This window comes from Butyrivibrio sp. AE3009 (assembly GCF_000420845.1).
Classification (GTDB): domain Bacteria; phylum Bacillota; class Clostridia; order Lachnospirales; family Lachnospiraceae; genus Butyrivibrio.
On the sequence record NZ_ATVS01000036.1, the window covers coordinates 1 to 19514 of the forward strand.

The following is a 19514-nucleotide window of genomic DNA, read 5'->3' on the forward strand; positions in this document are numbered from 1 at the left end:
GATATCTGAGAGGAGCTGTCCTTAGTACGAGAGGACCGGGATGGACGGACCGCTGGTGTATCAGCTGCATCGCCAGATGCATAAGGCTGGGTAGCCACGTCCGGAAGGGATAAACGCTGAAGGCATCTAAGCGTGAAGCCCCCCTCAAGATGAGATATCCCATGCGCAAGCAGTAAGACCCCTTAGAGAGTATGAGGTTAGATAGGCACAAGGTGTAAGCACGGTAACGTGTTCAGCTGATGTGTACTAATAGGTCGAGGGCTTATCCAACGAATAGTTGGTATAGGAACAAAGGGAAAATGGATTTAAGATAGTTCAGTGTTCGGTTTTGAAGGTACAAACCTTGAAAAAGCCGGAACTTTTCAGTTCCGGCTTTTTTCATATGCAATCTGTTTGAATAGATTGAAAAGACCGCCTTTGATAGCGTTATTATCATGATCTGCACCTGTGATCTCATACCAGATATGGTCGGCGCCGTTAGCTTCAAGAAGTTCATGATACTGCTTGGGATAGGTTCCGACAACGGAATCTCTGGTTCCGCAGCACACAATAAAAACGTCCGGTGTAACAGCATCCTCGGCAAATCTCATCTCACTCTCAGCCATCTGTCCGTCATGAGTCATGAATTTATCCTTAGTCGGTACAACTCCGGGAGCAGAGGAAATGGCGCATACATATCCGAACAGCTCAGGACGCTTAAGTGTGATATAGATAGTCTCTCTGCCGCCCATCGAGAAACCTGCAAGATAGGTGTTCTCTCTGCCGGTGAGGACTGAGTAGCTGCTCTCGATATGCGGCATCAGATCAGTTACAAGATCATTGATGAAATTGTCGTAGGGAAGGCAGCTCTCGTTATCGAAGGCCGGCTTCTGATTCGGGTCTTTGGCGGCATACATGTTGGGACAAACGATGATTGTCTCCTGAATGAGGTCATCAGCTGCCATATTACCGACAATCTCTTTAATTTTATTGGAACCATCTCCGGAAAAAGAATACTCATCTCCGAAAATTCCATGAAGCAGATACAGAACCGGATATTTCTTATCTTCGCTGTAATCCGAAGGAAGAAGAATGCTGTAGCCACGGTCCATTTCGCAGGTTGTGGAATAATAGGTTCCGTGAGTGAATTCTCCATAGGAAACATCGGATCTATGTGCTTCGTAGGTTATAGGGCAACGCTCCTCAATTTGGTCGTTAAGGACAAATTCGGTGTCTGAGCCGGTTTCCGTATCCTCTGTTTTGATACCTGAGGCAAAAGAACTCATATCCTCGGTGCTGCTTGTTGAGGCAGTGTTGTTTTCTTCGCTGCTGATATTGCTGTCTTGTGTCATTTCTGTATCCCCCTGATTGATATTTTCGGATGTACTTACGGAAGTATTTCCACAGGCGCATAATGTTGCGGTCATCACAGCTAATAGAACTAAAGAACTTTTCTTTTTCATATCAAATCCCCAATCCTTTTAATCACGCGATTAGCTTAAATTATATACAATTAGCGCACTTCTTACAATTTGACATTTATGCGTTTCTATTATGTCAAAATATGATGTAAAATTAATTTATGCGTAGGGAGGGGCATCATATGGGAATTTTCTCCAAAGTTTTCCACGGTAATACAATTGAAATTGCTGCGCCTGTTTCAGGTGAGATCGTACCGATCCAAAGAGTTCCCGATCCTGTTTTTTCTGAAGAAATGGTCGGTAAAGGAGTTGCGATAATACCTGAGGATGGACGTTTTTATGCACCTGCGGACGGGGAGCTTGCGGCTTTTTTTCCGACAGGACATGCTTTCTGCGTGCTGACTAAGGACGGAGCAGAGGTTTTTGTTCATATAGGAATAGATACTGTGAAGCTGGAAGGGCGACATTTTACCACCCATGCTGCTCAGGGTGATACTGTCAAAAAAGGTCAGCTCATCGCTACGGTGGATCTTGAAGCGGTAAAGAGTGAAGGCTTCGAAATAATTACACTTGTTATTATTACTAATCCCGATAGTTTCAGCAGTTTAGATAAAAAAGAAGGCAAAGTAGCACAGGGGGATGCGGCTATAATTTTGGAGAAACAGGAGGAAAAATAGTATGATGAAGTATTTGCAGAAAATTGGAAAATCTCTGATGCTTCCGGTGGCGGTACTGCCTGCAGCAGGCATCATGTACGGAATCGGCTATTGGATCGATCCTAACGGATGGGGAGCAAACAGCGTGATCGCGGCATTTCTTATCAAGGCTGCTTCTGCAATCATTGATCAGATTCCGATCCTTTTTGCGATTGGTGTTTCCGTTGGAATGGCCAGGGAACATGACGGAACCGCTGCACTTTCAGGTCTTGTTTCTTTTCTTATGATCACGACACTTCTTAGTACAGATGCGGTTGCAATGTTTAGAGGAGTTGATGCGGCGCTGGTGCCGGCGGCTTTTGGTAAGATTGGCAATGCCTTCATAGGTATTTTATCGGGAATTATAGGGTCAAGCTGCTATAATGGCTTCAAAGATACGAAACTTCCGGATTTTCTGGCATTTTTCAGCGGAAAAAGATGTGTTGCAATTGTTACCGCGGCGGTATCCATTGTGGTTTCACTTATTCTGTATTTCGTGTGGCCCATTGTTTATGCAGGCCTTGTTGCCTTTGGCACAGCTATTATAGGTCTTGGTCCCGTAGGTACCGGAATATACGCGATGCTGAACAGAGCGCTTATTCCGCTGGGACTTCACCATGCACTTAATGCGGTATTTTGGTTTGACACTGCAGGAATCAATGATCTGGGGCTGTTCTGGTCAGGTGCAGACGGCGCTGTTAAGGGCGTTACCGGACAGTACATGACAGGTTTCTTCCCGGTTATGATGTTTGGACTTCCCGCAGGTGCTCTCGCGATGTACCACACAGCACAGACCAAGAAGAAAAAAGCGGTGGCATCCCTTATGCTTGCAGGCGCCATGGCTTCCTTCTTTACGGGAATTACGGAGCCCCTTGAGTTCTCATTTATGTTCCTGGCTCCGGGGCTGTACCTTGTCCACGCGGTTCTTACGGGAATCTCGGCGATGATCTGTACCATGCTTCCCTTTAGACTCGGCTTTAATTTTTCCGCAGGTTTTGTTGACTGGTTCCTTAGCTTCAAGGCACCAATGGCAGTTAATCCATGGTTGATAGTGCCAATCGGCGCGGTATATGCCGTCGTTTACTATTTTGTATTCCGCTTCGTCATTCAGAAGTTCAATCTCAAGACTCCGGGGCGCGAAGACGAGGAGGAGACAGAAGCAACCGAGCGCAAGATTGAGCTCTCCGGAGATGATTACACCGCAATGGCTAAGATAATACTGAAGGGACTGGGCGGAAAAGAGAACATCAAGGATTTCGACTATTGTGCAACCAGAATCCGTGTAGAGACAGTGGACTATACTCTTGTGGATGAAAAGTGTATCAAAGATGCCAAAGTTGCCGGAATTGTAAGGCCCGCCAAGAATGCAGTTCAGGTCATTGCAGGCCCAAAAGTTCAGTTTGTGTATGACGAAATGAAAAAGCTGATGCAATAATTTTTATTTAATGTATTGCATTACCGTGTTAAAAGGTGTATAAAGAGTAAGACAAATTTAACAGACGGGAGCTTGTATTACAGGCTGAGAGGAAGGTGTGACCTTCGACCGATAACCTGATTTGGATAATGCCAACGTAGGGATGCCTGACAATAGGGATTTTTTGAGCGGAAGCAACCACATTGGGGGGCTTCCGCTTTTTTGGTGCCCATAAAAGCAAAGCTCACCGTCTGGGAAAAGAGGAATGACATGAAGAAAAACAACTACTTACTGAGGATGGTGACTCTTGCCATGTTTGTGGCCCTGGGGGTGGTCATCTCCCCAATCCTTCGTATTGAAGGAATGTGCCCCATGGCCCATCTTATCAACATCACTTGTGCGGTGTTCCTGGGGCCTGCCTATGCTTTTGTATGCGCCCTTCTCATCGGCATCATCAGAATGCTGATCATGGGAATCCCGCCTCTGGCCCTTACCGGAGCCATCTTCGGAGCCACTCTGTCCGGAATTTTCTACAAGCTGTCCAAGGGAAAGATCATCGCTGCTGTCCTTGGAGAGATCATTGGAACAGGAATTATCGGCTCCATCGTATCTTACCCTGTAATGACTTATCTCTGGGGAAAAGAGGGACTTACCTGGTTCTTCTATACTCCCACTTTTATCTGCGGAACTCTGATAGGCGGAAGTATCGCATTTTTGCTGCTTCTTAAGCTGCAGCAGGCAGGAGTCCTCACTAAGATCCAGAGCAGTTTAAGAAATACTGACCCTACCGATGACAAAAAGGATAAGGTGGCATAATGGCAGATCTGATCCATTGTATAACCAATCCAATATCCATGATGCAATGTGCCAACGCAGTCCTTTCCCTGGGAGCCTGCCCCATTATGGCTGAACATCCGATGGAGGTTCGTCAAATTACAGAGACCGCATCTGCGCTCCTACTAAACACGGGCAATATTTCCGACAGCAGGATGGAGGCTATGGAAATATCCTATGAAACGGCTCTTGAGAAAAGCATTCCCATAGTAATCGATGCTGTGGGAGTTGCCTGCTCGGATCTTCGAAGGGATTATGTTTTCAAGCTTCTTAATAAGCACCCGCACCATGCAAAGTCTTTTTTGGTGCTAAAGGGCAATTATTCTGAGATCAAGGCTCTGGCGGTGAACTCTTATAAAGGAAAAGGCGTGGATGCCGATAAGAGCATCGAAGCCGGAGAAATGCAGGAAATTGCGCATAAACTCGCAGCAGATCTTGGGACTGTGATTCTTGCAAGCGGTGAGACAGATATTGTTACGGACGGAGGCAAGACTATTTTGGTAAAAGCCGGAACGCCAATGCTTGGGCAGATTACCGGGACAGGATGTATGCTGGGGGCTGTATGTGCGACATTTCTGGCTGGAGAGCCTCGTATAGAGGCCGTGGCAGGAGCCTGTGAATTCTTCGGAAACGCCGGGGAGAAGGCATATAAAAATCTATATGAAAAAAACGGAGAGGTAGGAGCCGGAAGCTATCTGATAGGACTTCTGGATTCCCTGTCCTTCGAAAAATATGGAGAAACCAATGAAAAGAATAGACAGTAAGGACCTAAGGCTCTACCTTGTGACCGACAGCAGCGGTCTATCCACAGAGGAGTTCCTGCAAAAGACTGAAAGCGCTATCCAAGGCGGAGCAACCATAGTACAGATAAGAGAAAAGGATAAGACCACAAGGCAGTACATGGAACTGGCCGGGAAACTTCACGAGATAACAAGGAAATACAATGTTCCTCTGATCGTGGATGACAGGATTGATGTGGCAATGGCAATCGGCGCCGAAGGAGTGCACCTGGGGCAATCTGATATGCCTGTAGACATTGCAAGGAATATTCTTGGCCCGGACATAATAATCGGAGCTACCACCAAGACCGTGAGCCAGGCATTGGAAGCCTACGACAAAGGAGCTGATTATCTTGGAGTAGGGGCAATTTACCCAACTACTACTAAGGTTAAAACGGTGCTGACAAGTGTCGAAACCCTAAAAGATATCTGCGCAGCCGTTCCAATTCCTGCGAATGCAATAGGAGGCCTTAACAAAGATAATATCGGCATTCTGAAAGGCACTCCAATAGCTGGAATATGCGTTGTTTCAGCAATCATGAAAAGTGAAGATCCCCAAAAAGCAGCGGCAGATCTCCGCAGCGCGTTTGATGAATTGGAGGAGACATGAAACAGAGAACAGTTCTGACCATAGCAGGGAGCGATTCCTCCGGTGGTGCTGGGATACAGGCGGATCTCAAGACAATGGAGGCTCTGGGAGTATACGGAATGAGCGTCATCACAGCCCTTACAGCCCAGAATACGCTGGGAGTCAGGGGCATTTCACCGGTTGAGAAGTCTTTTATCAGCTTGCAGTTGGAGGCAGTCTGCAGTGATATGCCTGTGGACGCCGTCAAGATAGGAATGCTGCCGGATATAGGTGCCATGGAGGCTGTAGCTAAGGGGATAGACAAATTCGGACTTACAAATGTGGTGCTTGATCCGGTTCTTAGTTCTACGTCAGGAACTGAGTTCACTAAGGAAAATACTTATGAATATTTGAAAAAAGAGCTGTTTCCAAGGTGCCTCATCATTACTCCGAACATACGCGAAGCACAAATCCTTACGGGAAGTGACATCAATTCAAGGAAAAATGCAGAGGAAGCTGCTGCGCATATTTATGAAAGCTGCGGCTGCAATGTGCTGATAAAGGGTGGTCACAGCTCTTTTGACCAAATAGGCGTCTCTGCGGATCTGTTCTACAACAGCGATGCTATATGGATAGAAGGCCGGCGCTATGAGAATCCAAATACCCACGGTACGGGTTGTACGCTCTCAAGTGCCATTGCGTCAGGCCTTGCCATGGGGCTGGAACCTGTAAATGCCGTGATTCAGGCAAAGAAATATATTGAAAAATGCATCGCTGCAGGTCTTGAATTGGGACATGGAAGAGGACCATTATACCATTCTATGCGAGCAAATTAGCTCTCTTAATGAATAACGATTGATATTTATACACATCGCAGGTATAAAGCTAAATAATTACAAAATAGGTATAAAAAAAGAAAAGGGGAAATAGATAATGAGAAATTACACAACACAGATGGAGGCAGCCCGCAAGGGAATCATCACTCCCGAGATGGAGAAGGTTGCAAGGGATGAGTACCGCACACCCGAGGAGATCAGGGACCTGGTCGCCAAAGGACAGGTCGCCATCTGCGCCAACAAGAACCACACCTGCCTTGACGCCAAAGGCGTTGGCTCTATGCTAAGGACCAAGATAAATGCCAATCTGGGAGTATCCCGCGACTGCAAGGACTACAACATTGAGATGGAGAAGGTAATGGCTGCGGTCAACATGGGAGCTGATGCTATCATGGATCTGTCTTCACACGGAAACACCCAGCCCTTCAGAAAAAAGCTCGTTGAGGAATGTCCTGTAATGCTGGGAACAGTGCCTGTTTACGACAGTGTAATCCATTATCAGAGAGACTTATCCGAGCTTACAGCCAAGGATTTTATTGATGTTGTAAGGCTTCACGCTAAGGACGGCGTTGACTTCGTGACTCTTCACTGCGGAATCACCAGAAAGACAATAGATCAGATCAAGAAGCACAAGAGAAAAATGAATATCGTATCAAGGGGCGGATCTCTGGTATTTGCCTGGATGAGCATGACAGGCGAGGAGAACCCTTTTTACGAATATTATGATGAGATTCTTGATATCTGCAGAGAGTATGATGTTACCATTTCCCTTGGCGATGCCTGCAGACCCGGTTGCCTTGCGGATGCCAGTGATGTATGCCAGATAGAAGAACTGGTAAGGCTGGGCGAACTCACCAAACGCGCCTGGGAGAAAGATGTGCAGGTAATGGTGGAGGGCCCCGGCCATATGCCGATGGACCAGATCGAGGCCAACATGAAGATGCAGCAGACAATCTGCATGGGAGCGCCTTTCTACGTACTGGGCCCCCTTGTTACCGATATTGCACCGGGTTATGACCATATCACTTCCGCTATCGGAGGCGCAATAGCAGGAGCGGCAGGGGCATCTTTCCTGTGCTATGTAACACCGGCTGAACACCTTGCACTTCCCAATGTAGAAGATGTTAAGCAGGGAATAATCGCATCCAGGATTGCAGCTCATGCGGCAGATATCGCCAAGAAGATACCACATGCCATGGACATCGACAACAAGATGGCCGATGCCAGAAAGGCTTTTGACTGGGAGGGGCAGTGGGACTGCGCTTTGGATCCGGAGACTGCCAGAGCAATCAGAGCCGACAGAGCTCCCGAATATGATGACACCTGCTCCATGTGCGGCAAGTTCTGTGCGGTAAGGAGCATGAACAAGGCTCTTGCAGGTGAGCATATTGATATTTTGTGATAAAACAGCGCACGAAAAAAAGTTAATATGTGAAATATGCATGAATAAAAGGATTTTCATACTGACATCCCGATGAGTTTTGGGTATAATGCTTAATTGAGGGGCGCAAAGCGGGGAAAAAAATCAAAGGCACAAACTAGAAGGTGGGGTACAGACATGATTTTTGCAGTTGATTTCGACGGCGCACTTAGTATGGGGCAGTGGCCTGAACTCGGGCCGGCTAATTTAAATCTTTTCGAGTTTCTTATATGGAAGAGAAAGCTCGGACACAAAGTGATCCTGTGGACCTGCAGAGAAGGCAAGTCACTGGAGGATGCAGTGGATTTTTGCAAGGACTTTGGTCTTAGGTTTGATGCAGTTAATGACAACCTTCCCGAAGTAATTGAGAAATACGGCAGCAATCCAAGGAAGATCACTTGTGATGTTTATATTGATGCAAAATCCTGTTACGTGGACGAATTCGAATTCCTGGGTGATGTGAACATCGGCAGGATAGAGACGGCACTTAACAGATTTGCCGAAAAAGTGACAATGGTCGGATAACATGAAGAAAAAAGGCTATCATAATCCTTTCAAGGCACGCAGAGTCAGACAGAAAATGGAAAGAGACCGTGCCCTTCGGGCTTTTCCTCAGGAGGAGTTCGAGGAGTACTGGAAGAAACATTCTGATGAAGTGTGCAAGGCCGTGTATGAGGCATTCCTTGATACATTGGCCACAGAACGAATTTATATGACGGTTCACACCGCTTTCGGGCAGACCCAGAAGCAGGAGATCCACAAGGGAACTATCGGTAGATTCTGCGAGACAATTCCTGACAAATTTAACGGCGTCATCCTTAGAGAGATGATGCCGTCTCTTTCTCATGTCATATACAGTGTTTTACTGAACTGTGACAACATGCCGCTGGTGGACTTTATCATCACCGGTTCTGAGAAAACAATTTCCAAGATTATAATGACATATCTTCGCGAATCCAAGAAGAGCCGCGACATTGTAGACTATATCAAGCCACGTCTTTCTGAGATAGTTGTTTTTGAGCAGGTATCTCATAATCCGAGGTATATTCATGCTGCTGAGAGGCACAAAAAGACCATGGCAGCCAAGAGGCTTCTTTTTGAGAGCATTCAGACCTCAACTCCTGACGATTACACGCAGCTTTTTCCTCTTGCAAGGCAGATGAAAAGGCATTTTATACTGCATATAGGTCCCACCAATTCAGGTAAGACCTATCAGGCCATGCAGGAGCTGATGAATGCAGACAGCGGAATTTATCTGGCGCCGCTTCGTCTTCTTGCCTATGAGCAATATGAGAAGATGAACAGGCAGGGCTGTCCTTGCTCAATGATAACAGGAGAGGAGCGTATCCTAATGCCCGGATCCTTCCACCAGTCCTCAACCATAGAGATGATGAACCTGGATGAAGACTGGGATATGGCCGTTATTGACGAGGCCCAGATGGTTTCCGACAGGCAAAGAGGCGGCTCCTGGACCGCAGCGATACTGGGGCTCAAGGCCTCAGTCATTCATCTGTGCGCATCTCCTGATGCAGAGAAGCTTCTGATCCGCATGATCACTTCCTGCGGAGATGACTATGAGGTTCAGTATCACGACAGGAAGACACCTCTTCAGATGGATGATGAGGCGGTGGATTTCAGATTCCCCGAGGACGTCAAGAAGGGCGATGCACTCATCGTTTTTTCCAGAAAAGATGTACACAGCGTTGCCGCAGAGCTTCAGGCCAATGGCATTACCTGCAGCATTATCTACGGATCTCTTCCTTACGATGTGCGCCACAGGGAGGCCGGTAAATTCGCAGACGGCACCACAGATGTGGTAGTTGCAACAGATGCAATAGGAATGGGTATGAACCTTCCCGTAAGACGAATTGTCTTTTTACAGACTATCAAGTATGACGGGGTAAAAGAGAGACCGCTCACTCCCTCAGAAGTCAAACAGATAGCCGGAAGAGCAGGCAGGTACGGTCTGTACGATACGGGCTACGTGACTTCCTACTATGATTATGAGGTAATTGAGAAACTCCTTGAACACAAGCTGATTCCGCTTAATACAGCTATGATCAACATTCCGGAGCAGTTTCTTGAGAAGGACGGCAAGGTCTCCACTATTCTTGAGCTGTGGAACAAGATTCCCGCAGCTGAGTACTATGACAAGGGCGATATCGATGAGAAGATCAAGCTGGCAAGAGCCCTTGAAGCCATTGACGACAACAGGGAGCTGATCCGCAAGTTCATAAGGATTCCGGCAAATACCGATAACAAAGAGATTTTTGATATATATTCCAAATATTACAGAGCCCAGGCTGAAGGAGAACCGGTGGATCTGCAGGAGACAATCCGGCAGTTTAACACTGCCTTCGCTGATCCTGAATTCAGACAGTCGCTCCAGACACTTGAGACCTGTAGCGCAGTCTTTGATTTCCTATATTCCTATACGAGGCTCTTTGGAGATGAAGAGGATCTTCCTCAGATCCTGGAGACCAAAAGAGCAATCTCAGAGCGAATCTTCGAGATTCTGGACCTTCAGAAGCTTAGCATGAAGTCCTGCATCTACTGCGGCAAAAAACTGAAATGGTCCTATCGTTACACCATGTGCCAGGAGTGCTACAGGAAGCATAAGTATAGGAAGTATTCGTAAAAGAAGAAATTGTTGTTCAAAGAAGTCCATATTTTAGAAATGTAAACGCTTACAATTGTATTATTTGCCATGCTATGATTTTTTCAAGGTTATTTGTGTTTGTGAAAAAAATGTAGAATGGAGGATTTGGGAATATGAAAAACGCAATTGTAGGACAATCCGGCGGACCGACAGCAGTCATCAATTCAAGCCTCGCAGGTGTATTTGAGGCAGCTAAGAACCGTGGCGCTGCCAAGGTGTACGGAATGTGCAACGGAATTCAGGGTTTTCTTGAGGACAGATATGTTGATCTTACTGAGATTTTTAAGAAGCCCATCGATATCGAGCTTCTTAAGAGAACGCCCTCAAGCTACCTTGGAAGCTGCCGTTACAAACTCCCCGAGCTTGGCGCTCCGGGGGCTGAAGAAGTATTTGATACAATCCTTGAGAAACTTGAAAGGCTCAATATCGGATACTTCTTTTATATTGGCGGAAATGATAGTATGGATACTATAAACAAGCTGGCGGCCTATGGCAAGGAGAAGGGGAGTGATATAAGATTTATCGGCGTTCCCAAGACCATAGACAACGACCTGACCGTGACGGATCATACTCCCGGTTATGGCTCAGCTGCCAAGTATATTGGCGTAGTAATGAAGGAAATCATCAGAGATGCTACGGTCTACGGCACCAAAAATGTAACGATCGTTGAGATAATGGGCAGAAACGCCGGGTGGCTCACTGCATCAGCTGCCCTTGCCAAAGACTACGACTGTGAGGGCGTTGATATGATCTGCCTTCCAGAGGTACCTTTTAATGTGGACAGATTCGTTGAAAAGGTACGCAGAATACAGGAAAAAAAGAACAGCATCGTCATTGCGGTTTCTGAGGGTGTCAAACTTGAAGATGGCCGTTATGTCTGCGAACTCTCTGATGATGTCCGCGCTGTGGATGCCTTTGGCCACAAGAGTCTTACAGGAACAGCGCGTTTCCTGGCTAATACCGTCGCAAGGAATCTTGATACCAAGACAAGATGCATTGAATTATCAACATTACAGCGCTGCGCAGGTCATCTTGCCAGCCGCACTGATATTACAGAGGCTTATCAGGTGGGCGGAGCAGCAGTGAAGGCAGCTTTTGAAGGTCATACAGGAGAGATGGTGGCCCTTAAGCGAATCTCCAATTCACCTTATCAGTGCACTACTGAGCTTCATCCCATCTCAGAGATAGCTAATCTGGAGAAAAAGGTTCCCATTGAATGGGTGAATGAGGATCATACAGGAATGAAGCAGGAGTTCATAGACTACGCATATCCTCTGATCCAGGCAGAGCTTACTCCAATTTTTGTTGGAGGACTTCCGCAGCATATATTCTTAGGCGAATGATCGGAATCTCTCAAGTTTTTTTGAGGAAGAACAGGTAATATGAAACAGAAAAATAAGATTTATTATCATCTTCCGGGATTATTTGAATTTTATAACCTGTACAGTGAGTTTCTTCCGCTGTTTAGGAAACACAGGGAATATTTCTATGACTGGTGCGAAATAGGTTCCATCTATGGCGCACCGGCCGATTGCCTGTGGGGCGGAGGCCGTGTGGGCTTCGGCGAGGAATCCCCATTGAAGGTTGCGGAGCTTATGAAGGAGTATGGAATCTCCGCAAGGCTCACCTTCAGCAATTCCCTGATTACCAAGGAGCATCTGTCCGACAGAAGATGTAATGAACTGTGCAGAATCTTCGAACAGAATAGTTATGCGAACAATGGTATAATAATATATTCAGACCTCCTTCTGGATTATATCAAAGAAAGCTATCCCGATTTCTATTTCGTTTCATCCACAACCAAGGTAATTACTGACTTCGCAGAATTTACTGATGAATTAAACAGGGTAGAATTTCGCTATGTTGTACCCGATTTTAGATTAAACAAGGAAATCGCCAAATTAACGGACCTTCCGTCTGAACTTAAGTCCAAAGTAGAGTTTCTTTGCAACGAATGTTGCTGGTATGGTTGCTACGATCGGAAAAACTGCTATGAGAACGTCAGCCGCAAGAGCCTTGGAGAAGAATGCGAAGACCACATCTGTGTTTCTCCTGATGCAGGAAGAGGCTATCGCTTCTCAGATGCCATGAAGAATCCCGGTTTTATCGGAATTGATGATATATTGAACGTATATGCTCCCGCAGGCTTTTCCAATTTCAAGATCGAAGGCCGCAGCCTCGGCAGTGCAGTGATACTGGAATTTCTCCTGTACTACATGACAAGACCGGAATACCAGCTCAAGGTCAGGGAGGAGATCTATCTCGACAGTATGTTGGATTTATTCTGATTCAGATTCTTTTTTGCCAAAAAAGAAAAATAAAACCGAAATTTTTGCAAAGGCAACAATGTATTCCTTTCCTGGAGAAGAATATACTTAATTTATCCTTAAGTAAAATCAATCCAATGAGAGGAGGGTGACAATGAATAAGTTTATGAAATGGATTCTTTTTACATTGCTTATTGTCTATGTTGTTTCGCCTGTGGATTTCGTGCCGGGACCTGTTGACGATATCCTGGCAATCTTCCTTTTGCTGGCAGCCAACAAGAGCAAACTTGCAATAGGACGACGCGATGAAGAGCGTATCGAAGTTGTTGATGTAGATGGTTCAGAGATTTGAGGAGAACAAAAGTTATGGAAAAGAAATTATACAGAAGTAATGAAAGAAAGCTTTACGGTGTGTGCGGAGGTCTTGCAGAGTACCTGGGAATCGATCCTACGATTGTAAGAGTTTTGTGGGTGTTATTTATTCTTTCAGGAGGAAGCGGAATACTTATTTATTTCATTGCAGCACTTCTGATGGATAACAGACCTGATTACGTTAGCCGTTATGATAATTGATGGATTGCATACATAATAAAAAAAGCTTCAGAGCCAATGCTTTGAAGCTTTTTTATTACAGTAGTCATAATACTTGCATTTTGAATTAGCATATGCTAACATGATGTACTGGTTAAAAATAGATTTTTGATATAAAACAATAGAAAAAATGAGGTAATACGATGGTTTCAAACGGTCTTATAATATCAGGTCTTGCAATAATATTGTTTCTCGCTATTAGAGGCTCCGTTAAGCATTTTCTGGGGCAGGGCAGCTGCTGCGGTGGCGGAAGCTCCACTGTCAGAGAACCTGACAAAAAACTTAAAGGCCCCGTTATTAAGACCAGGGTGTTCAAGATTGACGGAATGCACTGCGAGAACTGCACCAATCGAGTGAAGAGGGCAATCAACAGGATTGACGGCGTATCTGCAAGGCTGAATCTTCGCAAGAAAGAAGCAGTTGTACAATTTGAGGCAGACCTGGAAGATACAGTCATCACCTCGGAAATAGAGAGGCTTGGTTATCAGGTTCTGCAGGTCATCTCTAAATAAATGTAAGATATATCCTCAGTATGATTGACATATGGGAGGATTGGAATTATCCGCCGTTGGACACTGAAGAGATTACTGTGGAAGGAACTTTTTCCCTGTATGAGGAGAATAACGAGATGTACTGCACTTTGGCAAATGCCAGGCTCGTGGATTACGCTTTATTAATTGTTTCTAAACATTGTCGGAATATCAATCAATACACTTCCCTTAAATGGTAAAATAAATAATGGTTCATTATAATTATTTTGCCCATGCAGGAGGTGCTTCTCGTGGAAAAATACAGATATGACGACAAAGAACTTGCGTTTCTGGAAAGAAGCCAGGTTCCATTTGCGGTATATCAGTTTATTAATAAAAGAGTAGTTACCATAGCTGTTTCAGATGGCGCTACTAAGCTCTTTGGCTATACGGATATGGCCAGAGCGGATCTCTATGACCTCATGGACAATGATATGTACCGCGATATTCACCCGGATGATCTGTCGGACCTTGGAGATGCCGCTTATAGCTTTGCTACGGGTGGAGATGTTTATGATGTGATTTACAGGTCCTATATTAATGGACAGTATCGGATAATTCATGCCTACGGAAAGCATTTTGATAAAGAAAATGGCATAAAGCTGGCATTTGTATGGTATACAGATCAAGGCGTTTATGATGAGGATAACAATGCTCAAAAGGATGGTATCTATAATTCCCTGATCAACAAATTGGCCAACAGAAGTTATAACGTGAGAGTGGAGCACGATTATCTGACGGGGCTTCCTTCCATGACCTATTTCTTTGCTCTGGCAGAGGCAGGTTGCAGGGAACTTCGGCAAAGCGGCAAGATGCCTGTCATTTTGTTCCTCGATTTCGACGGAATGAAGGTGTATAACCAGACCTACGGTCTTCAGGAGGGCGACAGGTTCCTTAAAAATTTCGCATCCGATATCATCAAGCTGTTCAGTCATGAAAACTGCAGCAGATTCAGCGCAGACCACTTCTGTGTATATACCTACGAAGAAAAGGCCAGAGAGAGCGCAGCCAAGCTCATAGAAGCAAACAAAGCGATTGAAGATGAGAAAAAAATGCCTCTGCGCGTTGGTATGTACCTGTACGAGGATGACACCATCAGTATCAGCGGAGCCTGTGACAGAGCCAAGATAGCCTGTGACTCAGGTAAAAATAATTATTCTTCAAGGTTCCACATTTTTGATAAGAAGATGATGACTGCCATGGAAGACAAGCAGTATGTCATCGAAAACATTGACAGAGCGATTAAAGAAGGGTGGATCAAGGTCTTTTATCAGGCTATTGTAAGAACTGCCAATGGTAAGGTCTGTCATGAAGAAGCGCTTGCAAGGTGGGTGGACCCTGTAAAGGGCATGTTCAGCCCTGCGGCGTTTATTCCTGCGCTTGAGGAGACCAATACCATTTATAAACTCGATCTGTGTATTGTTGATCAGGTACTAAAAAAGATGAAAGAACAGGCAGACAATGGTATATACGTCGTGCCTGTATCCGTCAACTTGTCCAGAAGTGATTTCTATACCTGCGATATCGTTGAGGAGATAAGGAAGCGTGTAGACAGTGCCGGCATTGGCAGAGACATGATCGTTATCGAGATCACAGAGAGTATTGTGGCGGATGACGTTGATTATATGATCAAAGAGATCGGGCGTTTTAAGGAGCTTGGATTTGATGTATGGATGGATGATTACGGAAGCGGCTATTCATCCCCAAGTATCCTGCAGAAGGTGCCCTTTGACCTCATCAAGATTGATATGCAGTTCGTAAGACAGATGGATGAAAGTGAAAAGGCCAGGATAATCCTTACGGAACTGGTAAGACTTGCTATGTCTCTTGGAATGGATACGGTGGCAGAGGGAGTTGAAACCGCAGAGCAGGCGGATTTTCTCAAGGATATCGGATGTACCATGCTTCAGGGATACTATTTTTCCAAACCTATTTCTTTTGAGGAAATACTGGAGAGAGGTAAATCGGGCATGCAGATAGGCTTTGAAAACCCTGAGGAGTCAGGCTACTATGTCCTTCTGGGAAAGGTAAATCTCTATGACCTGTCTCTGTCCAGCACCGATGATGAGCAGCACACAGACTATTTTGATACCTGGCCCATGGTCATGGTGGAGTGTGGCAAAGACAACATTCTGTCTATAGTAAGGGCCAATATTACCTACAAAAATTATATTGCTGACTATTTCCCCGGTATCTCAGGCAAAAAAGAATTCGATGCATCGAAGCTCAAGGATAAGCCCGGCACACGGTCGCTCCAGGCAGTACTGAACTGCGCAGAGGACGGAAAAAGAGTTATTGTTACCGATGTAACAGCAGACGGCAAATTGATCCAGATTCTGGCATGGAGAATTGCTGTTAATCCGGTTACAGAAGTGGCAGCAGTCATGATAGCCATCCTTTCTTCAGCGGAGGTGAGAGGTGGTCTCCCAGATGAAGCTCAAAAAAGAGAATTACACAAGATCTCAGGGGAATATGCCAAGCTGCAAAAAGAAAATGAACTCCTTAAGAAAGAAGCTGACAGCAACAGGAAAATAGCGGAACTGAAAAAGTCCGTGTCCGATCTTCTTACGAATATGCCTGCAGTGACCTTCTCCAAGGATGTTATCACCAGAAAGTATCTGGCCTGTAACCAGGCCTTTGCCGATTATGCTCACAAGGAAACTCCGGAGGGCGTGGTAGGGCTCACGGATTTTGAGATTTTTGACGAAGCCACAGCCAGACACTTTATCGAGGATGATAAAAAGGCACTGTCTATGGACAAGCCATATGTTTTCTATGAGGACGTGCCCGATGCTGAAGGTAATCCCAGGCAGTTCCAGACCACCAAGCTCAAGTTCACGGACGATACGGGACGTGAATGCCTTCTGGGACTGTGCCAGGATGTCACCGAAGCTATGCGTATCAAACGCGAATATGTCGCTAAGCTGGCAAAGGTACAGGATCAGGCCAATGTTGATGTCCTTACGGGAATAAAGAACAAGAATGCCTATCAGCAGAGGGAAAAAATTGTTGATCGCAGAATTAAGCAGAATCGTCAGGCAGAATTTGCTCTTGTGGTTCTGGATGTCAATGATCTTAAGAAGATAAACGACACTAAAGGTCATAAGGCAGGAGATGAATGCATCATTAATGCCTGCGAGATCATATGCAGCATTTTCAAAAGAAGCCCTGTATACAGAATCGGAGGCGATGAATTTGTGGTGCTGGTAACAGATGAGGATTATGAACGGGTAGATGAGCTGGTGGAGGCTGTCGCCGCTTATGATAAGGATGCCATTGCCAACGGAGGAATCGTAATTGCCTGTGGTATGGCCAAATACAAAAATGAAGACAGCATGGAAGCTGTCTTCATGAAAGCTGACAAAAATATGTATGATAACAAGAGTTATCTAAAAGAAGCATTCTGAATTATTGACGGGAATTGTGTTGAGTTTTTTAATCCCGGATCTATATCAATCAAGATGATATATGCAAATTCACCGGTTGTGGGATTAAGGAACCAGCTGTCATAAGCAACTCCGGATTTAAGTCCGTCGGTAAAGGTAACATGATGTGTATTACCTATTGCATCTGCAGGTCTTACATCATCATCTATCATATCGCCCGCCTGCATGTCATCGGAATCACCAATGAGTACCTGTACGATAAGGCCATCGATTGTTTCATCAAAAAGTGTTTCATACAGGTCTTGATATTCAATGAAGGCTTCAAGCATATCCTCGTCGTAGGTCTCTTCGAAAATTATGATAGCTGCAGTACTGTCTTCGGTCTGGTACATTACTCCGTTTTCGTCTTCCATGTCAGCAAGTTTGAAGTCATCCGAGAAGTCGAAGGTATATCCGGCAATCTCGATACCTGCTGCCGTATCAGGTGCATTTAAGTAAGCAGGAGTCTTGTGACCTTTGTCTGAGTCTGAATCGCTTGAGGATGGAAGATCGCTGTTTCCCACGCCTGATCCATTTCCCAGAAGAGAAATGTATTTATCAATATCAGCCTTGCTTTTGTCTGAAGAAGATGATGAATCGGCATCGTCCGATTTGCTTTTTTCCTCACTGGAAGATGACCCTAATGTCTTATCATCATCCTTTTTCTTATAATCATCATCGTCCTTGGAGTCATCGGACTGTTTAGATGCGACTTCTTTTTCATACGGTGCCAGGGGGCCAAGATTCTGAAATTCCTCAGGTAGTTCCCCGGTGCAACCGGCAAGTAGCATAGCTGATGCCATAATCGCTATAACACATTTTTTCATTACATTTCCTCCCAATAAGAGAATTAAATCTTACAGATTAGATGTAATCCATTATATGAATGGCGATATGACTTGTAAACATTTCTGTTGGTGAATTAAGCTATTTTATTTTTTTTATTACGCATCTTTGTAATCCTCGGCGGATTCGCCGGTCACTTCGCAGTATCTTTTCAAAAGATCTCTGTCTCCCATGGCTTTTAGCTCATCGGCATTTCCATTGCCAAATTCCACAATTACACCAATAGCTTTTTCTCTGAATTCATCACTCATCGTAAGTCCTCCTTTTTTTCCGCCCCGGATAATTCTTCAGGCTGTAATCATAAGTCAGTTACTAACTATACTATCCGAATATGTACAGGATGCGAATGCAAAATTAAACATTCATAAAATCGTTAATTCGATAATAGACAGACATTATAGTAATAGGTGGCAAAGCGCATATTTGCTTGACTTTCTGTGATAATTAATGCTATGTTATTTTGAAATTTTTAAAGAAAGTATTGGGGAAAAATTGTGATTCAAAAGCAAATGAAGCAAAATATAATCGTATTGATTGTCGGAATAATACTGGCAGCAGCGTCAGCGCCGGGCAGATGTTGGACACTGTATTGTATGAGATAAGCAGGCACAATTCGCAGGTGATAATCGGCAAAAAATAAGCAGGAGTAGTGATATGAATATTGTAGTATATTTGGGATCAACATCCGGAAACAACAAGCATTTTGAAGAAGCGGCCGTGGCCCTTGGCACATGGATTGGTAAGAGCGGCAACACACTTGTATACGGCGGCGCAGACAGAGGCCTGATGGGTACTCTTGCCGATGCGGTATTGGCTGCAGGAGGAGAGGTTATTGGCGTTCTGCCCGACATTCAGAGGATTCTGGACAGAAAGCACAAGAATCTTACTAAATGTTTTGAGACTGCGTCAATGGCAGAGCGCAAGGCCAAAATGATAGAACTCGCCGATGCTTTTGTTGCTCTCCCCGGAGGAATAGGAACAATCGATGAGATCACAGATGTACTGTCTCTTGCCAGTCTTGATGTGATCAGCTGCCCTATAGTTCTGTACAATACCGACGGTTATTATGAGCCCTTCAGGACACTTATCAGAAACATCATTGATAACGGTCTTGGCAGAAAAGAGTATTTCGAAAGTGCTCTTTTTTCAGATGATATCGAGGAAATTGCTGCATTTCTTACTGCAAAAAAATCGGTGTGAATCTGCCGGAAATAATGTAAAATAGAATAAAGATGGGGATTTGTGACGGA

At 45.0% G+C, this 19514-nt stretch carries 19 protein-coding genes, 1 rRNA gene and 1 riboswitch; of the genes, 17 read left to right on the forward strand and 3 right to left on the reverse strand.

Features of this window, described 5'->3' with window-relative positions; all coding sequences use genetic code 11:
• Positions 1 to 270 (forward strand): 23S ribosomal RNA (locus G588_RS0114775); the annotation flags it as partial.
• 92 nt (positions 271 to 362) lie between these two features.
• Here the strand turns inward: G588_RS0114775 and G588_RS0114780 are convergent.
• The gene (locus G588_RS0114780) at positions 363 to 1331 is read right to left on the reverse strand and encodes an alpha/beta hydrolase (protein ID WP_022779493.1); all 969 of its coding nucleotides are present in this window, start codon (positions 1329 to 1331) and stop codon (positions 363 to 365) included.
• Positions 1332 to 1582: 251 nt separating this feature from the next.
• On the opposite strand from G588_RS0114780, the gene G588_RS0114785 reads away from it, so the two are divergent.
• From G588_RS0114785 to G588_RS21760, 15 genes are all read left to right on the forward strand, one after another.
• Positions 1583 to 2077, forward strand: coding sequence for a PTS sugar transporter subunit IIA (locus G588_RS0114785; protein ID WP_022779494.1), 495 nt, complete (start codon positions 1583 to 1585; stop codon positions 2075 to 2077).
• A 1-nt stretch (position 2078) separates the two neighbouring features.
• Positions 2079 to 3530 carry an N-acetylglucosamine-specific PTS transporter subunit IIBC gene (gene nagE, locus G588_RS0114790; RefSeq protein WP_022779495.1) on the forward strand — a complete coding sequence of 484 codons (1452 nt, stop codon included), beginning with the start codon at positions 2079 to 2081 and terminating at the stop codon, positions 3528 to 3530.
• A gap of 56 nt (positions 3531 to 3586) precedes the next feature.
• Positions 3587 to 3691: riboswitch (TPP riboswitch) on the forward strand.
• An 88-nt stretch (positions 3692 to 3779) separates the two neighbouring features.
• Positions 3780 to 4325, forward strand: coding sequence for an energy coupling factor transporter S component ThiW (thiW, locus tag G588_RS0114795; RefSeq protein ID WP_022779496.1), 546 nt, complete (start codon positions 3780 to 3782; stop codon positions 4323 to 4325).
• Positions 4325 to 5107 (forward strand): hydroxyethylthiazole kinase, encoded by a 783-nt coding sequence (thiM, locus tag G588_RS20495; protein WP_022779497.1) that lies wholly within the window; start codon positions 4325 to 4327, stop codon positions 5105 to 5107. Before thiW ends, thiM begins: the two co-directional genes overlap by 1 nt.
• Positions 5088 to 5732: a thiamine phosphate synthase gene (gene thiE / locus G588_RS0114805; protein ID WP_022779498.1), complete on the forward strand. Its 645-nt coding sequence runs from the start codon at positions 5088 to 5090 to the stop codon at positions 5730 to 5732. Before thiM ends, thiE begins: the two co-directional genes overlap by 20 nt.
• The gene (gene thiD / locus G588_RS0114810) at positions 5729 to 6526 is read left to right on the forward strand and encodes a bifunctional hydroxymethylpyrimidine kinase/phosphomethylpyrimidine kinase (protein WP_022779499.1); all 798 of its coding nucleotides are present in this window, start codon (positions 5729 to 5731) and stop codon (positions 6524 to 6526) included. Before thiE ends, thiD begins: the two co-directional genes overlap by 4 nt.
• A 97-nt stretch (positions 6527 to 6623) precedes the next feature.
• On the forward strand, positions 6624 to 7928 hold the full coding sequence (gene thiC, locus G588_RS0114815) for a phosphomethylpyrimidine synthase ThiC (RefSeq protein ID WP_022779500.1): 1305 nt from the start codon (positions 6624 to 6626) through the stop codon (positions 7926 to 7928).
• Positions 7929 to 8084: 156 nt separating this feature from the next.
• A complete protein-coding gene (locus tag G588_RS20500; RefSeq protein WP_022779501.1) occupies positions 8085 to 8471 on the forward strand; it encodes a hypothetical protein in 387 nt (128 codons plus the stop codon).
• A gap of 1 nt (position 8472) precedes the next feature.
• Positions 8473 to 10584, forward strand: coding sequence for a helicase-related protein (locus G588_RS20505; RefSeq protein WP_022779502.1), 2112 nt, complete (start codon positions 8473 to 8475; stop codon positions 10582 to 10584).
• A 134-nt stretch (positions 10585 to 10718) separates the two neighbouring features.
• Complete coding sequence (locus G588_RS0114830; RefSeq protein ID WP_022779503.1) at positions 10719 to 11948, forward strand: 6-phosphofructokinase; 1230 nt, start codon at positions 10719 to 10721, stop codon at positions 11946 to 11948.
• 39 nt (positions 11949 to 11987) lie between these two features.
• Positions 11988 to 12893, forward strand: a complete 906-nt coding sequence (locus G588_RS0114835) for a hypothetical protein (protein WP_022779504.1) — start codon at positions 11988 to 11990, stop codon at positions 12891 to 12893.
• Positions 12894 to 13026: 133 nt separating this feature from the next.
• Positions 13027 to 13224 carry a hypothetical protein gene (locus G588_RS0114840; RefSeq protein ID WP_022779505.1) on the forward strand — a complete coding sequence of 66 codons (198 nt, stop codon included), beginning with the start codon at positions 13027 to 13029 and terminating at the stop codon, positions 13222 to 13224.
• A 14-nt stretch (positions 13225 to 13238) separates the two neighbouring features.
• Complete coding sequence (locus tag G588_RS0114845; RefSeq protein WP_022779506.1) at positions 13239 to 13445, forward strand: PspC domain-containing protein; 207 nt, start codon at positions 13239 to 13241, stop codon at positions 13443 to 13445.
• 161 nt (positions 13446 to 13606) lie between these two features.
• Entirely contained in the window at positions 13607 to 13975 is a 369-nt protein-coding gene (locus G588_RS0114850) for a heavy-metal-associated domain-containing protein (RefSeq protein WP_026668818.1), read from the forward strand.
• 269 nt (positions 13976 to 14244) lie between these two features.
• Positions 14245 to 17400 (forward strand): EAL domain-containing protein, encoded by a 3156-nt coding sequence (locus tag G588_RS21760; protein WP_022779507.1) that lies wholly within the window; start codon positions 14245 to 14247, stop codon positions 17398 to 17400.
• Here G588_RS21760 and G588_RS0114860 read toward each other — a convergent pair.
• Both G588_RS0114860 and G588_RS22560 read right to left on the reverse strand, forming a co-directional pair.
• Entirely contained in the window at positions 17379 to 18245 is an 867-nt protein-coding gene (locus tag G588_RS0114860) for a hypothetical protein (RefSeq protein ID WP_022779508.1), read from the reverse strand. The two genes, G588_RS21760 and G588_RS0114860, sit on opposite strands and share 22 nt — an antisense overlap.
• A gap of 117 nt (positions 18246 to 18362) precedes the next feature.
• Positions 18363 to 18515 (reverse strand): hypothetical protein, encoded by a 153-nt coding sequence (locus tag G588_RS22560; protein ID WP_022779509.1) that lies wholly within the window; start codon positions 18513 to 18515, stop codon positions 18363 to 18365.
• Between the two features lie 403 nt (positions 18516 to 18918).
• Here G588_RS22560 and G588_RS0114870 point away from each other — a divergent pair, with 403 nt between their 5' ends.
• A complete protein-coding gene (locus tag G588_RS0114870; RefSeq protein WP_022779510.1) occupies positions 18919 to 19464 on the forward strand; it encodes a TIGR00730 family Rossman fold protein in 546 nt (181 codons plus the stop codon).
• Positions 19465 to 19514 lie beyond the last annotated feature (50 nt).

Excerpts from the sequence above, each read along its gene's own strand:
- G588_RS0114845 (WP_022779506.1), top strand. The coding sequence starts at position 13,239 with ATGGAAAAGAAATTATACAGAAGTAATGAAAGAAAGCTTTACGGTGTG.
- G588_RS22560 (WP_022779509.1), bottom strand. The coding sequence starts at position 18,515 with ATGAGTGATGAATTCAGAGAAAAAGCTATTGGTGTAATTGTGGAATTT.
- thiE (WP_022779498.1), top strand. The coding sequence starts at position 5,088 with ATGAAAAGAATAGACAGTAAGGACCTAAGGCTCTACCTTGTGACCGAC.
- thiC (WP_022779500.1), top strand. The coding sequence starts at position 6,624 with ATGAGAAATTACACAACACAGATGGAGGCAGCCCGCAAGGGAATCATC.
- G588_RS0114850 (WP_026668818.1), top strand. The coding sequence starts at position 13,607 with ATGGTTTCAAACGGTCTTATAATATCAGGTCTTGCAATAATATTGTTT.
- thiW (WP_022779496.1), top strand. The coding sequence starts at position 3,780 with ATGAAGAAAAACAACTACTTACTGAGGATGGTGACTCTTGCCATGTTT.
- G588_RS20500 (WP_022779501.1), top strand. The coding sequence starts at position 8,085 with ATGATTTTTGCAGTTGATTTCGACGGCGCACTTAGTATGGGGCAGTGG.
- G588_RS0114785 (WP_022779494.1), top strand. The coding sequence starts at position 1,583 with ATGGGAATTTTCTCCAAAGTTTTCCACGGTAATACAATTGAAATTGCT.
- thiM (WP_022779497.1), top strand. The coding sequence starts at position 4,325 with ATGGCAGATCTGATCCATTGTATAACCAATCCAATATCCATGATGCAA.
- G588_RS0114835 (WP_022779504.1), top strand. The coding sequence starts at position 11,988 with ATGAAACAGAAAAATAAGATTTATTATCATCTTCCGGGATTATTTGAA.
- G588_RS20505 (WP_022779502.1), top strand. The coding sequence starts at position 8,473 with ATGAAGAAAAAAGGCTATCATAATCCTTTCAAGGCACGCAGAGTCAGA.
- nagE (WP_022779495.1), top strand. The coding sequence starts at position 2,079 with ATGATGAAGTATTTGCAGAAAATTGGAAAATCTCTGATGCTTCCGGTG.
- G588_RS0114780 (WP_022779493.1), bottom strand. The coding sequence starts at position 1,331 with ATGACACAAGACAGCAATATCAGCAGCGAAGAAAACAACACTGCCTCA.
- G588_RS0114860 (WP_022779508.1), bottom strand. The coding sequence starts at position 18,245 with ATGAAAAAATGTGTTATAGCGATTATGGCATCAGCTATGCTACTTGCC.
- G588_RS0114840 (WP_022779505.1), top strand. The coding sequence starts at position 13,027 with ATGAATAAGTTTATGAAATGGATTCTTTTTACATTGCTTATTGTCTAT.
- thiD (WP_022779499.1), top strand. The coding sequence starts at position 5,729 with ATGAAACAGAGAACAGTTCTGACCATAGCAGGGAGCGATTCCTCCGGT.
- G588_RS0114830 (WP_022779503.1), top strand. The coding sequence starts at position 10,719 with ATGAAAAACGCAATTGTAGGACAATCCGGCGGACCGACAGCAGTCATC.
- G588_RS0114870 (WP_022779510.1), top strand. The coding sequence starts at position 18,919 with ATGAATATTGTAGTATATTTGGGATCAACATCCGGAAACAACAAGCAT.